Source organism: Photobacterium sp. HL06 (assembly GCF_059552575.1).
On record NZ_CM183914.1, the window covers coordinates 2,328,676 to 2,345,444 of the forward strand.

Sequence of the window (16,769 nt, forward strand, 5' to 3'; positions counted from 1 at the left end):
GGTCGCCATACTAAATGCACCAAGATTGTATTTCATGGTCAGAGCAAGCCTTAAAATGGTAAATATCGAACCGGCGTTTGCACCACCCAATGGTAACTCCCCCGGTTAAGCCCGGATATTGGTATTGTGAGAACCACATCCATCAGCTATGCGAATGCCCCACCTCACTTCAAAGCCTCTACATATGAAGATTAAAACAACCTTTAACTTTCCTTTACAAAATACGGTTGCCTATGCCAATAGGGCTGTTTATTCTCACAAGGCATCCTCGAATAACGACGATAATCAAAGGCAGAGTAATGAGCAGTTCACACAGTTACCCAATTGGAATTTCAGGACAAAAGTGGAGTGATAAGGAAAAGACAGCCTGGCTTGAGCAGGTCATTATCAAGCGCTCTTACCAGGAAGAAGTCGTTACAAAACTCATCCCGCTTGAGCAGCGTTTTGACCTACTTCAATACGGCGCACTTTCATACGACAGCGAAAAGTACCCTCTCTTTGCCGTTAAAACTCGCAACTGGGATACCGACAAACCGACAGTGTTAGTAACCGGCGGCGTACATGGCTATGAGACTAGCGGTGTACATGGGGCCATTAAGTTCCTTGATACTCAAGCCGCTAACTACAGCGACAAGTTTAATATTATTGTCGCACCTTGTGTCAGCCCTTGGGGATACGAGACCATCAATCGCTGGAACCCAAATGCTGTCGATCCAAATCGCTCTTTCTACGAAAATAGCCCAGCAGAGGAGTCTGCAGCCTTAATGCAGTTAGTTACCTCACTGGGTTCCGATATTCTTGCGCATATCGATTTGCATGAAACAACAGATACTGACGAGCTCGAGTTCAGGCCCGCGCTTGCGGCCCGTGACGGGATTGAGTATGTCAAAGGCATGGTGCCGGATGGCTTTTACCTAGTAGGCGATACCGACAACCCTCAGGATGAATTCCAGAAAGCCATCATTGAATCGGTAAGAAAAGTTACCCACATAGCGCCACCCGATGAAGAAGGCAAAATCATTGGTGAAGCAATTACTCAAGAAGGCGTGATCAATTACCCTACCAAGAAACTAGGGCTGTGCAGCGGGTTAACAAACTGTATTTACGGCACAACAACCGAAGTCTACCCAGATAGCCCACAGGTCAGTGAACAAGAATGTAACGATGCACAGGTCGCAGCCGTTACCGGCGCTCTCGATTACATTATCAGCCAGCAAAATAGCTCAGCTTCTTAGGGCAGCGTTGATAATAGCGCTCAAGTCGGGATCTAGCGCTATAGATACAATCAATTAGGAGGAGGCCTCCAGCCTCCCTCCTCTTACACCACCGTACAAGCGAGCATCGCAAACTACGGCTCCGAATACATAACCTTTGCTTCGTAAGTACAACCCCACCTATTACCCCCTAATTTCAATCACAATCATTTTCAGCATGCCATTGCTAATTTCTTATTTTTATATCGAAAGATAGATGACAATAGCTACCATTTTTAATCATGATCCAACCTTTTATATGAAAATATTTGGAATATAATATTGATTTATTTTCCATACTTGCCAAAAAGTCAATATCTGCCGATTTCATCATATAACGGTTGACCTTATACCAGTAATTCATGGGCTTGAACATGAACATGAACATGAACAGCCAAGTTAACTAACACAGCTTAAGTAAAGGGAGAATTGATTACATATGCAAATATTCAACCCGTACCCTATTTCAAATATTTCACTGCTTTTTTTTAGTTTGGTATTAGTGGGATGTACAGAACCCGCCTACTCTCCAAAACAACAGGAATTACTGGCTCAATTTGATAAAGGAATTGCTAAACGGGGCCAATTGTTCTTTGAGCATGTTTGTAGTAATTGCCATCAAGATCAATATCAAATAGAAGTACCACCTAATGGGCGGACGATGGATGAGTGGCATACGTATTTAGAACAAAATAAACATAAAACAAATAGTAAAATACAGTCGTTATCTGATTATTTCACCTTGAATTACCGTAGTGACTTAGTAAAAAAAGATAAAACAATCGAGCTTTTACTGGATATAAATGAAGATGACATCTATTCAGATCTTGGGAGCTACTTACTCAATGGTGCCAAAGATTCTGACAACCCAAAATCCTGCAACTAACCAATAGGGTTAATACGATGAAATTTAGCAATGTTCTTCGTCAGATAAACAAACTAACTCAATCTCCCTATTTAGCCGCTTTACTAATACTAGCATTAATAGGGTTATTGTTGGTTAACCAAGTCTTTTGGGGTGTGTTTTCTGGTGTCAGACTATGGGGAGATTGGTTCAATTATTCTATTGGCTTAAATGAAATTCTCAATATTAAATCAGAGCCTGACAATCCTCTCTATCATCGTATTTCTCTGATGAATATAAGTTTTTTATTCGGCGCCATGGCCATAGCGTTAGCCACTAAAAAGTTTAACCTTGTTTTTATCGGCAAACAAAACGCCCTATGGGCTGTTATTGGCGGCTGTTTGATGGGATTAGGTGCAACGCTTGCAGGTGGTTGCACTGTTGGTGGCTTTTTCTCACCAATATCGCTAAGTGCACCGACTGGTTTTGTCATGCTTATTGGGTTATTCATTGGCGCATTGGCTGGATATCAATGTTTTATGTGGACATTGTTTAACATTAAATGGGGGAAACCGGCAAAGCCACCTAAGGCACTGACATCAAAACGATGGCAAACGTGTGGTTATTTAATCTTTCTTGCCTTGATAATATGGGCTTACAGTTGGTACAACACGGATGATGCAAGTTTGTCCCATCGCGCAGTTCTCATTGTGATTGGCCTATGCTTTGGCGTTATCATGCAACATTCGCGTTTTTGCTTTTCTAGCGCTATTCGGTCACCAATACTTGGTGGTAACTCTTCAATGACTCATGCCATTTTGATTCTGCTTTTGCTAAGTGTGATAAGCAATGGCCTGTTGATGACTTATTTTAAGATAGATATATCCCCTGCTATTCCCCCTACATTCTGGCTAGGCTCTTTATTGGGTGGTTTTTTGTTTGGTTTTGGGATGATTTTTGGAGGAGGGTGCGCATCAGGTACGTTATGGAGAAGCGCTGAAGGTAATATTAAGGCATTAGTTACTCTGTTTTTCATGGGTTGGAGCGGCTCAATATTCACCGCACTTGGCAAAAATAACGGCTTGCTAAGCCGGGAGATAACCGCCGATTGGCAAGAACGTACCCCCCTCGGAGAACAATTTTTCTTAAATCATGACTTATTTGGACTTATCCTTTCAATCTGTTTAACACTGACTTTTGTCACTTGTTGGAACTTAGCGATCAAGCTAGCACAAAAAAAACGCTGGTACCTTTAATTACAAATTATTTAAATCTTTCACATCATCATATTGAAACCTATTACCACACAAATCTATTACCACACAAATATATACGCAACTAGTTGATCTATTGGGGCGATATTCATATATTTGCACAGCTTCTTTACGTTGAGTTCTCATGTGATTTTTTGATATTCATTCTCAATTAAATGCTAGTGATCTACCTCTCTCTTTTAACCAATACGACAACAGCTACCATTTTCAGTCACGCTCCAACCTTTAATGAAATCATAGCCCAGTTAAACTATTTCCAACAAAAAAATCTTTGCCAGTATTCCAAAAGCAATAGATTAGATCTTTATTTTATTTAAAATAGGTTAATTACCATGATCAACAAATCAATATTTACTCTGGCATTTGCTGCTTTAGCACTTAGCCATACAGCTCAGGCTGACGACTCTGAGTTGGCTAAAAGAGGTGAGGCTATCTTTCAAGCTCCTGTAGGTTGCTGGATGTGTCATGGTAAAAATGCAGAGGGAGTGCATGCACCAGATCTCACCTGGGGTCCAGAGCCTATCGATATTTCTACTGCATTAAATTCAGTTCTACAAATGGCACCAATTGCTAATCAATTAAACCTGAATGACGAAGACATTGTCGCCCTATCTGTATATTTAGACAAGTTTAACAAAGAAGAGTACTAATTTTTATCTTCCCCCCTACCCCATAACCATCAAGAGGAAAGGCCATGAAATCAGGAAAATTTCTGGTATTGTCTGCCTTGGCACTAAGCATATCAACCGCAATGAGCGGAGTGGCTTCGGCTAATATAGAGCAAACAGAGTCTGAGATAGATAAAAAAATCGTTGAAGTACAAAGTTTTTCAACAATTCAGAAAAACTGGGAGCGTAAAGCAAGTACAGAAAAAGGACAAACTACTTATAACGCGAAAGTTATCAAAGAATTTGAAAAAGCAGAGCCTGCTTTTAAACCAGAACCTGGCAAGCTCTATTTTTATGAAAATATCGGCAGGGATAAGCACCCGCGGGCCCCAAAAGGTAAAGAAAACAAAAACCGTACCAGCCAGGTGGTAGTTGGTGATGCACTAACTAAAGAAGTTATTACTTCTCGCCCTATCTCAAGAAAACTAATGGGCGCGGTCCACACCACAGTTTCATCACCTAAGGGTGATAAAGTATATATTACAGGTGGTCGTCCTAGAGGTGGTGAAGAAAAGAAATGGGATAAGAGCAAGGATAAAACGAAAGTTTTGCTTGATGCTAACTTAATGGCTCCAGCATCACTGTTGGTCATGGATGCCCTGTCTCTTAAGCCTCTTAAGCAGGTAACCGTCGGCGGCCGTATCCACCACGCCAAGATCTTCGAAGATGAATACATTCTATTTGATACATTCAGCCGTGACCCAGATGGTTTGGATGTCTTCCTTTACGATCCTGAGACGGATGAAGTCGTCGGCGGAATACGTGATGAGGATTTGGGCGGAGCGTCATACACGGCTTATAGCCATGATGGCTACATCTACATTCTGATGGAGCCAACAGGCTACACCAATAACCCAGTCACTGAAGGCTACCTAGGCGCAAACTTGTTATACCGTGGTGACTTGCTTTCAATGAAACCGTTTTGGATTGCCAAAGTTGATCCAAAAACCTGGAGGGTCGTAAAAGAATACCCATACCCGGGTTATCGCGGAAACTGGATTGCATTTGATCCTGATGATAAGCACATGTATGTACCGGCAGGCGGCACCAGTAACGTAAGTAAAATCAACATTGAAACGGGTGAGATCGTTTGGGCTCAGGCGACAGGCATCGGTCCTTATGGTGCTGTTGTAACGCCAGACGGTAAAGAGCTTTGGATTGCAAACAAAGGTGAAACCGCTGGCATGTTCGGCCGTACTATTACGGTTATTGATGCTGAAACCGGCAATCTCACCGATACTATCCCGTCAGCCTACCAAGTTGATCACTTAGTGCTATCACCGACAGGAAAAGAAATTTGGGCCACCAGTAATGGTGAGGGTGAAATTTGGGTATTTGACTGGAAGACACACGAGAATACCAAACAGATCCCAATGCCTAAGCATGGTGGCGCCCATGGCTTGACCTTCGTTCATTATGACGAGAACGGCGAGTCAAGAACAGTAACCGATCAAGGCGGAGCTCACATGGGTGTTGATCCCTATAAAAAAGGTAAGGCGCTAGATCTTTAGGTACTTATCACAAGAAGGCGATGGATCGCCTTCTTAATTAAAGCAGGATCTAAGCATTTTCACTGAAGGTAGATAGCATAATGAACTCAGTAATTCATCATATGCGGGGAATGAAGCTTTTTGCTACAGCGCTCGTAATATTCATTGCAATGGCTGGAATAGCAATGAGTTGGTTAGCATTTCCATATCTCATCCAGGGAAAGCAAGTGCTTAGAGATACTGGTATAACGGTAAAACAAGAAAAACGAATTAAAACTACCGGTATTACGCAGTACTTAACTCAACGAGTCAACCTTCCTATTAATGTTGAAGTCGATGCGCTTTTCGCTATTCCTGAGTATTTTCAGTACTCTGACAAAGCGGGCTTAGTGAGTGAATATCGACCAGACAATAACTTTGTATTCTTTGTTGTCGAAACAACCCATGATTTTGACCTGCCAAATAAGATCCCTGAGGCAGAGCTGGTCGTTGACGGAAAACGTTATTCACCGATCCGGGCCGAGGGACCGGAGGAAGTAGAACATCACCGTACAAATATATTCCTTTTCCCAAAAAAAGATACTTTAGGCAACCCCGTTATTAGCCCATCGACCAAAGAGGTGCGCTTAGAACTATTCCATCGCTGGGGAGAGTATAATCTTTATGCTGCCGAGCCAGACAAACGTTGGAAACTTGCCTATGTTTGGCAATACCCTGTTCAAATTCCAGATGAACTGCAAACGAAAACAGCTTTCACACCACTATTAGTCTTGAGCTTATCAGCTGGCTTACTCTCAGCAGTATTGACGCCATGCCTATTACAGCTGTTAGTGATTTACTTAGTTACGATGACCGGTGTTACGGCTGAAAATTTATCTCAATTTAAACAACTCGATAAAACCTCAAAAATTAGGCTCATTCAGGTCGCGTTGGCTTTTACCGGCGGCTTTATCATCCTCTTTACATCAGCCGGAGCATTTGTCGGCTATTCAGGCAAAGAAGCTCAAATTTTGTTTTCAGAGTCTAGCCGTATGATTAGCATCATTGCTGGCGTGTTAGTCATTGCCTTAGGGATATGGATGGGAATACGAACCCATGCTCCGATGGTTTGTAACATCCCCGGTGCCAACTATGTGGCAAAATTAGACAAGCGAGGTATATGGAGCTCAGCACTGGTCGCGATAGCATTCTCATTGGGCTGCATATCTTGTTTTGGCGGGGCTATTATCGCAACCCTGTTTATTTATGTCGGTTCATTAGGAAGCCCTTTAACTGGCGCATTAGTGATGTTTTTATTCTCCATCGGCATCACCGTACCGTTTTTGCTCGCAGCTATATTCCTATCGAAGTCATTACCTTTACTGGAAGGCCTGGCGAAATATAGCAGCAAGATCGGCTTCGTCTCTATGATATTAATTATTAGCTTTGGCTTGGTACTTATCACAGATAACTTCCATGTTATTAGTGACTTGATTTATCCATGGCTAGGCCTGAATTAAGGTGAAGAGCATGATAAAACTGATCACGAAAAGCTTACTGATTGTAAGCATACTATACACCTCGCAGGCCTTGTCCTCAGGCTTTGACGATGGTGCACGATACGCATTTACAGTAAGCCAATCAAAACGTTCTGTGGAGGTATTGGATCTAGAGCAGGGATTGAAAGCCAGTTCCATTCAGTTCGACAAAAAGCCAGGAGGCATCACTGCCTCAAAAGGGATGGACGTATTAATTGTCTCTCACCCTGAAGATAAAGAATTAACACTTGTTAATCTCAAGTCGACAGAAATGGAACAACATACTATTCCACTGCAGTTGCGACCTGATTTTATTACATTAAGTCCGCTTGATTTTAACCTGGCTATTTTTGATGCTGAAAATAATATCTTGGAAGTAAAAAATATTCATCGCGGGCAAACTCTAGCCCATGTTGAGGGTATAACGAGTGGTGATCTGGTTTCCTTTAGTTTCGATGGTTCTCAACTTTATGTTACTGAGCGGGAGCAGGGGCTACTTCTTGTCATCGATCTGATCACAAATAAAGTCGCCCATAAGATTCATCTAGCCGAAAAAGCAATTGGGTTGTCGGCTCTCACCCGTAGTATCGACGGTAGCTATGGTTTTATTAGTGATGCCAAGAAGAATATTGTTTATGTCCTAGATTTGATTAATTTCGAAAAAATTGCAGAAATTAATGTTGGCAAAAAACCTGGCAGACCCTGGGGCACAGCCGATGGCGCAAAAATCATGGTCCCGAACTATGACGATGGCACAGTCACTGTCATTTCAGCCATTACTTTTGAAAAAATAAACAGCCTTAAAACGGTCGAAAAGCCCGTGGCGATAAATACAGGCTGGATCGACACAACGGCTGCAATCATTGGCGAAAAAGGAGAAATAGCATTTGTTAATCTTATAAAAGGCTCAGTTGAGCACCGTATAACGCTTGATGGAGCCCCTGATAATGGTGTCGTAACATCAGACTCTCGCCTGCTCGCCGTCTCAGTCAAAAACAGTGGCGAAGTTGCCCTGTTTGATATGAAAAAACGTCAGTTAAAGGGGTTGCTGGCTGGCTTTCCGCAAGATATTGCGGGAATCACAATGGCGTTAACTAACAACTATTGCCACTAGGTAGATATAAAATGAGTAGAGTTTTCATTTTCCTTTGTCTGAGTTTAGGCATGAATAGCGCTTTAGCAGAGTGCATAGATCAATCATTAGTTCAATCACAAGGCAGCAAAATTGATCAATATGAAGCGAGTGTTGTTAATGAAAAAGGCACGCAAAACCTCATCAATGACATAAATTCTGATAGTGAAATTACAATACTGCATTTCTGGGCAACCTGGTGTGCACCTTGTTTAAAAGAGCTACCAGAATTAGATGCTTCGATACAACAAGCCAAAGAACAGGGTTATAACGTACTGCCAATCAATACTGATGCCAATAGCCTTGAGAAAAGTACCGCACTCTTTAATCGACTAAAGGTAGCTAATCTCCCATTGCTATTCGACACCAATAACTTGTTTTATCAGTTTAAGTTATTGGGTATGCCAGCAACGATAGTTTTCGATGCCGATGGTTTAGAAATCAAACGAGTCTATGGGGCATTGCCCTGGGAGTGTGAAGGCCTCTTAAGTGAGTTAACTCATTAATTTGAATTTAATCGTGGTAGTGAAGAAAATGAAAATTCGACTATTATTTATTTTGGTTATTTTCCTGTCCAGAGTCACAATAGCCCAGGAGCTCATTCCAGGAAACTTTGAACTCATAGATCATCATGGAAACCAAGTAACCGAAGCCTCGTACAACGGCAAACTCAGATTGGTATTTTTTGGGTTCACATCATGCCCGATAATATGTCCAACAACGATGACAGATATAGTTCAGACGATGTCACAACTTGATACCCTTAATGAGGAGGTGCAACCTTTATTGATCACAATTAATCCAGAAATTGATGATGTAGCTCGTTTAGCTAAATACGTAACAGCATTTCACCCAAATATTGTTGGTTTAACCGGCACGAAAACACAAATTTCTGCCGCCGCGAAAGCATTCAATGCAACCTTTGGTCGCTCAAAAAAAGCAGATGGTGGCAGTGGTACCATTTTTCATAGTGCCTTTATTTATCTAATGGATAAAGAAGGAAAGTTCATTGAAATTTTTGGCTACGGCACCTCACCATCAAAAATAACAAAAACCATTAAAGAGTACCTACAAGGTTAGCTTATTCGTTAGTACTGTTCGGCAGCCATAAAGGCCGACTACTCTCGCTGTAATTCCACTCTACACAGATAGATCATTCTGTGCAGAGAAGTAATACCTTAAACATGTACCGATACAACTAAAAGTTTGAATTATTGCAATTAACAACATAATGAAAAGGCGAAAAGTATGAATAAGTGGTTAGCATCACTGGTATTTTTGTGTTTAGCAAATAACGCTGTTGCTCAAATTAAAACTAACGATTGCTGGGTTAAAGAGCCTGTTGCTGGAAGTAGTAATACCGCAATTTTTATGACGTTTACCAACACTGGCGATGAAGATGTTTTGTTGACATCGGTACATTCACCGGCTGCAAAAATGGCCCATTTCCATACAATAAAACAAAAAGATGGCATCGTTAGCATGGAGCCGGTTCACCACATTGCTGTTCCCGCAAAATCAAAAACAGAACTCAAAATGGGTGGCCTACACGTCATGCTAATGGGCTTAAAAGATACGTTATATAGCGGTGACTGGGTTGATGTTGAGTTTGAGTTAAGTGATGGCACTCGTATAACCCGGGAAGTAGAGGTCAAAAACTCGCTGCAGAATGAAATGGGAATGTAGAACCTTAGTTTAGCCTTGGTGGTCTTGCTCGATGTTGTTTAATTAAACCGACACTAATTCCACCTTTTTTATATCTGACTCTGATTAATAATAACTTACTAATAAATACCAAGAAGAAGGACTTTATAATTGTGAACAAAATAACACTTGCCACCTATAGTTTTGCGGCAGTAGCAAGCATCGTCTCGACAACCTCATTGGCTAATGACAGTAAGCTTGAGGTATCCGATAGCCCTTTATTTGGTGCTATTGAGGTACGCACGACGTCATTTGAAGATGAAGACATCAATACCGAGGTTGTCCGAGCATCAATCGGTGCTAAAGGCATGTATAAATATGAGAACTTCAAAGCTGTTTATCATTTAGATGTCGACTTTGCTCCAGCAGCTAACTCACAACTTAACTCATCAATAAGCCCTAGTAGCCCCTTTGACAGCGATGACGACATCTGGGTTCGAACTGCCGTCATTGCACTTCCAACCAAGTATGGCACCGCTGTAATCGGCCAGGGGCCAAGCGGTAACTATCTAGATGTATATCGTGTATTAGACTTGTTTAAAACTAACAGTTGGGAGCCCTACTCTCAAAACCCTAACATGTTATTTGACCAGGGCGGATACGGCTTTAATGTCCTTTCCTATGCAACACCGAAATTTGCTAATGGTACTTTACAGGCTAAAGTAACTAATCTGTCTCTGATTGATACAAACGATGAAGATTCCGATGCATTAGGTTATCGTTTGTTATTTACCAAAGATAATCTATATGTCGCTCTGAGCCGTGTAGATATCGACCGTATGGTACCGACTGATTATCACCGAAACACGCTTGCGATGAGTTATAAAATCGATAATTTTTATGTTGCCGGTTTATATGAACTGGTTGAAAACAACCCCACTACTGGTGACCAAAATAACTGGGGTGTCGCTATAAGTTATAAAATAAACGATACTAAACTTTCTATCGGGCATACAAGAAGAAATGCTAACTTAGATTCAGCAGACGATGACCTCTTAGTGGCAGGAGTAAAATATCAAGGATTTGAAAACTTGGAATTATGGGCTGAAGCAGCATCTACAGACAGTGATGGCAATGATAACTTAAGTGCCGGTATCGCTCTATATTACTAATCCTGTCATTAAACTAACATCTAGCTAATCATATAGTTGAGCTGAAGAATAATAATTGTGATTTAGCATCACTCTATGTATTAAGCATTGATATTTTATTATAACTTAATCCGGTAGTGATTCCATTGTATGGCTCAGTTTGAAATATACTCTTACCCTACTCTGATAATGAATAAGGTAAAATATGTAAATTGGCATCACAACCGGATTAATTAATTAAGTTAAATGACTAACCATTACACCGTGCCTCCTAACGCGACAAATTCACTCAATAATGAGATACACTGTGAATAAACACGAGTTAATTGAGCTATTTAAAAACAACGATTTCCCAAACGTATGTGATACACATACAGGCAGCATTTATAATCTAAAACAAATGATAGTAATCGTACTTCCAGACGGCAAGGAGGTTCAGGGGGTGATATATAGAAACGACTGTGGGATATATTGTCGTTCTTTGGATGATTTTAAAGATTTTGACGTCCATTGAAGACCGCAAACCTCCTGTTAGCTCGTGAAGTTCGACATTTGATTGTCCACCACTCAGGCAAGAAATACTATCGATGTACGGTAAACCTCTAACACTGTTGATTGAACCGCTTTGTCCTGCCTTCGATATCCCATACGTGGAATAGGTGTTACGAAAGTCCTTACTCAGCTCTCTATGTATCCCTATGCATGTGCAATCTGATCATTTACTCTTGTAACTGATCTGATCGCACAGTATAAAATCATTTCCCTTGATAAAAAGATCGACTATGACGGTAGACTATTGAGATACATATCAAAAACCCTCTAAATAGTTGTGATATAATGTAAATTTCACATCGGGGGAAACTCATGAAAAATGAGATCATCAACACTAGTTTTATTAACTCATTTAATAATAGTGATTTTGTTGTGTCCCCCCTGAAAGTGTTTTTCGAAAAAGGACGAGAGTATAATGCAAATCCTTATACTCCCCATCGCCTCACCTTTTTTGCCATCGTTTTTTTCATAGATGGCGAAGGGTTTCACCATATAGATTTCACTGATTTTAACTACGAGGGAATGTCATTGTTCTTTGTTTGTAAAGGGCAACTACACGCTTTTGAAGACAACGATAATGCTAACGGATATATCCTTTATTTCACTGAGGAGTTCATTAATCGAAACCTCGAGGGATTAAGTGACAAGTTGTACTATAAATTATTTAACTGCGCGCTTAACTCGCCGAAGCTTGCTATTCCCGATGACGATGACCTATATGAAGACTTCATTGCATTGTTTGAAGTGATGTACCGTGAATATCTACGTTCAGAAGACGTACTGAAAGAAGAAATTATCCGTTGTCAACTGACAACGTTAATGCATTATGTAGAGCGTAAGCAAGCTAGAGAACAAGGTTTCATTGATAATAAAAAAGGATATTCAGTCTTTATTCGATTACAAAAATTAGTAGAAGAAAACGTATTCAAATCAAGAAACTCACAATTTTATTGCGACGAATTGAATGTTACCTATCGAAAGTTAAATACTATATGTAAAGAGTTCACAGGAAAAACGATTAGACACTTTATTGATGAAAGGCTTGTACTTGAAATAAAAAGATTGTTAGCCAACAGCGACTATAGCATTAAGGAGATTTGCTTTAAAACTGGATTTGATGAGCCAACAAATATGACCAAGTTTTTTAAATGTCATACAGGGATCTTACCTAAAGAGTTCCGGAGTCATTTTAGTTGATTTTATAGCAAGAGTTTAACCTGTTCTCCCCGAGACGATCAGGTACAGAGTTAAGCTTAGTGCCTTAGCAATACCCTTCCACCTCATACTTTTTCTAAATGATAAGAGATGATTATCTCGCGGTAACTTTTTGCGCATTATTGGCTGCCACAATCTTTTTACGTTAACTGTCACGGTTATAGCGTGCTTTATGAGTATTTTATAATGAGATCTGATAGCTTACGGCCATAATTAGTAAGCAAATGAGAATGGCACTACTCTAATGAAGCTATCCCAACTCAACGCATTTAGAGCAATTGTCGAATGCCAGACTGTCACTGCAGCAGCTGAGCGCCTGAACTTGAGTCAACCCGCCGTCAGCCGATTGCTGTCTGGACTAGAGCAACGCCTTGGTTTCAACCTGTTTATCCGTAAAGGAAACCGATTAGTCCTGAGTGACGAGGGGCAAGCATTCTATCTGGAAGTCGCCAAAGTCTTTGACGCAGTTACCGGCCTCGATCATGCTGCCGAATCCATCCGTTCCAGCCATTTCGGCAGCCTGAATATTGCAGCAATGCCATTATTATCAAATGCCTACCTTCCCCGCATTCTGGCAACATTTCTCAAGAATGCGCCGCGGATGAAGGTCGGTTTCAAGACCTATCGCTCGGAAGAAGTACTCCGCCGAATTCAAAGCCAGACAACAGATATTGGGTTTGCCTTTGTCGACGAACATCTGGCAGGCGTAAAAGCACAAAAAATAGAGTGTGAATGCGTCTGCCTGATCCCGGCTGATAACCCGCTAGCCAAACGCTCGGTAATCGACATTTATGATATCGCCGATCAGATGCTGATCCGTCACGAAAAAGATGCCATCCAGCGACGCATTGATGTCCTATTGCGCCGCTATAATCTGTCAACCGTAGAACAAATTGAGGTCTCGTTAGCCAGTACTGCAGCAGCCTTGGTTCGTGAAGGAGTCGGGATTGCCATTACCGATCCATTTACCGCACATATAGAAAATGAACATCCTCAAGTCGTGATGCGTCCGTTGGTATTTAGCCTTCCCTTCGAGTTCGACATTCTCTATCCGGCACTCAAGCCTATTCATCGCCATGCTGAGCAATTTATCGAGCAGTTCCTACTGCTTGCCAACGAGTTGGATATCTACCTTAAAATCGGTCCGATGCGAGACCTTGATGAAAGCTTAGATGCGCGACATCACAGATAACCCGAGACTATAGCTCACATCATCACAGCCAACAATTAGTTAAATATCAATAATTTACTAACATGACAATCGGAGAGTATAACTTTTTTGCATGGTAGTTTGCGCCTTCGTCATTGGCACCCCAATTGGGTTCTTCCTTAATCTGGAAACACGAAAAACACGTTACAAAAAGGAAGAACTATGGCACCTCGTGTATCTGTTATCGGCTCAGGAAACGCCGGGTTAACAGCGGCATACCATTTCACACTTCAAGGGGCTGATGTCTGTTTGTATGGCGCAGCAGGGTTTGATCAGCCTTTGGGGGATATTGAAAAGCGTGGCGGTATCGAAGCCCTATCGAGCTTCAACGATGTTCCGCTCGCCTATGCCGGTTTTCAATCGATAGATAAAATCAGTCGCGATCTTGAAGAAACCATCGCGTACTCAGACTTGCTAGTCCTGCCTGTCCCCTCGTTTGCCCAGGAACCTCTGTTCACCAGCATGCTCCCGCACTTACGTGATGGGCAAATCATCATGTTGATGCCCGGTAACTACGGCTCACTGGTATTAAACCGCATCAAGCAAGAGCAAGGCTATGGTGAGCTTAAAATCACTTTTGTCGATGCCATTTCCATTCCCTGGGCAACCCGGATTATTGGCCCTGCCGAACTGGCAATTCTTGGGATGAAAGAATACCTGCCTGTCTCGGCCTTCCCTGCCAGCCAAACCAAAAAAGCGATCGAAGCGCTACAGCCTGTCATGCCATTGCCTCTGACACCACTGGGGAGTGTCATCGAAGCCGGCCTGGAAAATATCAACTTCGGTGGCCACCCTCTGCTTACAACACTCAATATGGGCCTGCTGGAAAACTTTGACGGCCAGTTCAACTACTACAAAGACTGCTGTTCGGTCTCGACAGCAAAAGCCGCAGCGGTAATGGAAAGCGAACGTCAGGCAATAGGAAACGCACTAGGGCTAGAACTGCAACCAGAACTTGATGCAATGAATGCACTCTATGCCATGGACTGCGAAAGTGTTTACGAGGTTAACCGTACCTCGGAAACACACGGAAAATTAAACAGTGCACCCAATTCTGCCAGTAATCGCTACATCACAGAAGATGCTGCCTATTTACTGGTTCCGTGCTATGAATTGGGTCAGCTGGCCGGAGTTGAAACACCGCTTATCACCTCCTGCTTGCACATAGATAATGCCTATAACGATACCGACTACTTCACCAGCGGGCGGACGCTGAAAAAGATGGGACTTGCCAATCTGTCGCCACAAGAGATCATCGATTTCGTGGCCTAGATTACATTGCATAAATTAGAGGTGGTTACCACCCGCTCATGGGGCGGCTTGCCCCATCTGAAAAGGACATCTGTATGACTAAAATAAAATTTCCCTCTGCCTATACCATTTTGATGTTGCTCACTGTATTGATGGCGGTACTGACCTGGGTGATCCCGGCAGGCCAATATCAGATGGAAAATAATGAAGTGCTGAACCGTATGGTTCCGCTGGTAGGCTCATACCAAACTGTCGATGCAAACCCGCAAGGTATCGTTGATGTACTAATGGCACCCATTCAAGGCTTCTACGATCCTGCTAGCTATGCGGCTCGCGCGGTTGATGTGGCACTGTTTGTCTTGGTTATCGGCGGCTTCTTGGCCGTAGTAACTGAAACGGGGGCAATTGATGCAGGTATCGCAGGCACTATGAAACGCCTGTCCGGACGTGAAAAGTGGATGATCCCAATCCTAATGGGCTTATTCGCCTTGGGCGGAACTGTCTATGGAATGGCAGAAGAAACCATTCCTTTCTATGCCCTGCTGATCCCAGTCATGATTGCAGCCGGTTATGACAGCATTGTTGGTGTGGCAATCATTATGGTTGGTGCGGGCATCGGCTGCCTGGGCTCAACCATCAACCCATTTGCTACCGTCATTGCCTCCAATGCTGCCGAAATCAACTTCATGGAAGGCTTCGCCCTGCGCGCCATTATTTTGGTACTAGGCTGGCTGGCATGTGTTATCTATGTGATGCGCTATGCCGAGAAAGTTAAGCGCGATCCAATGCAATCTATTGTTGCCCACCAAAAAGATGAAAACCAAAAGCACTTCCTACATAGCAAAGAGCAGCAAGCTCCTGAACTAACAGGAAAGCGCAAAGCGGTATTAGCAATTTTCGCCCTGACGTTTGCGGTAATGATGTGGGGTGTATCTATCGCTGGCTGGTGGATGGCCGAGCTGTCTGCTCTGTTTATTGGTGCCAGTATTGTCGTCGGTTTTGTCGGCCGCCTGTCAGAAGTTGAAATCACCGACAGTTTCGTCAACGGTGCCCGAGACTTGCTTGGTGTTGCATTAATTATCGCTATTGCCCGCGGTTTAGTAGTCGTGATGGATAACGGCAATATTACCCATACCATTCTAAACTATGCCGAAGGTTTGCTGGGTGGGCTGCACGAAGTCGCCTTTATCAATGCCATCTATTGGGTTGAAGCTGTACTGTGTCTGGTTGTGCCTTCATCTTCTGGCCTGGCTGTTCTTTCTATGCCAGTACTTGCGCCACTTGCAGACTTTGCGGGTGTCGGTCGTGAATTAGTAGTGACAGCATTCCAGTCAGCATCTGGCCTACCTAACTTAGTTACCCCGACTTCTGGCGTGGTGATGGGCGGTCTTGCTATCGGACGTGTTTCCTATTCTTCCTGGCTTAAATTTATCGGCCCACTGCTTGGCTTCTTAACAGCGATGGTGATGGTATTGCTAAGCTTGGGAGTTGCCTTCAGCTAACAAGACTCCACAACGATATTGAAAGAACTAACCTCTTTGAATGTCAAAACTTAAGCCAGCTCCCAA

The 16,769-nt window shown here is 42.5% G+C and carries 15 protein-coding genes; all 15 read left to right on the forward strand.

Going from position 1 to position 16,769, the window contains the following annotated elements; genetic code table 11:
- Positions 1 to 299: 299 nt before the first annotated feature.
- The 15 genes from AC51G0_RS10795 (at position 300) to AC51G0_RS10865 (ending at position 16,703) form a co-directional block, all read left to right on the forward strand.
- Complete coding sequence (locus AC51G0_RS10795) at positions 300 to 1,235, forward strand: M14 family metallopeptidase (protein ID WP_496298399.1); 936 nt, start codon at positions 300 to 302, stop codon at positions 1,233 to 1,235.
- A gap of 457 nt (positions 1,236 to 1,692) precedes the next feature.
- On the forward strand, positions 1,693 to 2,139 hold the full coding sequence (locus AC51G0_RS10800) for a hypothetical protein (protein WP_496298400.1): 447 nt from the start codon (positions 1,693 to 1,695) through the stop codon (positions 2,137 to 2,139).
- A gap of 17 nt (positions 2,140 to 2,156) precedes the next feature.
- Complete coding sequence (locus AC51G0_RS10805) at positions 2,157 to 3,353, forward strand: YeeE/YedE thiosulfate transporter family protein (protein ID WP_496298401.1); 1,197 nt, start codon at positions 2,157 to 2,159, stop codon at positions 3,351 to 3,353.
- 350 nt (positions 3,354 to 3,703) lie between these two features.
- The gene (locus AC51G0_RS10810; protein WP_496298402.1) at positions 3,704 to 4,021 is read left to right on the forward strand and encodes a c-type cytochrome; all 318 of its coding nucleotides are present in this window, start codon (positions 3,704 to 3,706) and stop codon (positions 4,019 to 4,021) included.
- Positions 4,022 to 4,065: 44 nt separating this feature from the next.
- Positions 4,066 to 5,550 (forward strand): YncE family protein, encoded by a 1,485-nt coding sequence (locus AC51G0_RS10815; RefSeq protein ID WP_496298403.1) that lies wholly within the window; start codon positions 4,066 to 4,068, stop codon positions 5,548 to 5,550.
- Between the two features lie 599 nt (positions 5,551 to 6,149).
- Positions 6,150 to 7,028, forward strand: coding sequence for a cytochrome c biogenesis CcdA family protein (locus tag AC51G0_RS10820; RefSeq protein ID WP_496301923.1), 879 nt, complete (start codon positions 6,150 to 6,152; stop codon positions 7,026 to 7,028).
- A 10-nt stretch (positions 7,029 to 7,038) separates the two neighbouring features.
- Positions 7,039 to 8,160 (forward strand): YncE family protein, encoded by a 1,122-nt coding sequence (locus AC51G0_RS10825; RefSeq protein WP_496298404.1) that lies wholly within the window; start codon positions 7,039 to 7,041, stop codon positions 8,158 to 8,160.
- An 11-nt stretch (positions 8,161 to 8,171) separates the two neighbouring features.
- Complete coding sequence (locus AC51G0_RS10830; protein ID WP_496298405.1) at positions 8,172 to 8,684, forward strand: TlpA disulfide reductase family protein; 513 nt, start codon at positions 8,172 to 8,174, stop codon at positions 8,682 to 8,684.
- Positions 8,685 to 8,712: 28 nt separating this feature from the next.
- Positions 8,713 to 9,258 (forward strand): SCO family protein, encoded by a 546-nt coding sequence (locus AC51G0_RS10835; RefSeq protein ID WP_496298406.1) that lies wholly within the window; start codon positions 8,713 to 8,715, stop codon positions 9,256 to 9,258.
- 168 nt (positions 9,259 to 9,426) lie between these two features.
- Positions 9,427 to 9,864 (forward strand): copper chaperone PCu(A)C, encoded by a 438-nt coding sequence (locus AC51G0_RS10840; protein WP_496298407.1) that lies wholly within the window; start codon positions 9,427 to 9,429, stop codon positions 9,862 to 9,864.
- 131 nt (positions 9,865 to 9,995) lie between these two features.
- Positions 9,996 to 10,994 (forward strand): porin, encoded by a 999-nt coding sequence (locus AC51G0_RS10845; protein ID WP_496298408.1) that lies wholly within the window; start codon positions 9,996 to 9,998, stop codon positions 10,992 to 10,994.
- An 843-nt stretch (positions 10,995 to 11,837) separates the two neighbouring features.
- The gene (locus AC51G0_RS10850; protein ID WP_496298410.1) at positions 11,838 to 12,722 is read left to right on the forward strand and encodes an AraC family transcriptional regulator; all 885 of its coding nucleotides are present in this window, start codon (positions 11,838 to 11,840) and stop codon (positions 12,720 to 12,722) included.
- Positions 12,723 to 12,984: 262 nt separating this feature from the next.
- Complete coding sequence (locus tag AC51G0_RS10855) at positions 12,985 to 13,932, forward strand: LysR family transcriptional regulator (RefSeq protein WP_496298412.1); 948 nt, start codon at positions 12,985 to 12,987, stop codon at positions 13,930 to 13,932.
- A gap of 180 nt (positions 13,933 to 14,112) precedes the next feature.
- Positions 14,113 to 15,222: an NAD/NADP octopine/nopaline dehydrogenase family protein gene (locus AC51G0_RS10860; protein WP_496298413.1), complete on the forward strand. Its 1,110-nt coding sequence runs from the start codon at positions 14,113 to 14,115 to the stop codon at positions 15,220 to 15,222.
- 74 nt (positions 15,223 to 15,296) lie between these two features.
- Positions 15,297 to 16,703 (forward strand): YfcC family protein, encoded by a 1,407-nt coding sequence (locus tag AC51G0_RS10865; protein WP_496298415.1) that lies wholly within the window; start codon positions 15,297 to 15,299, stop codon positions 16,701 to 16,703.
- Positions 16,704 to 16,769: the final 66 nt, after the last annotated feature.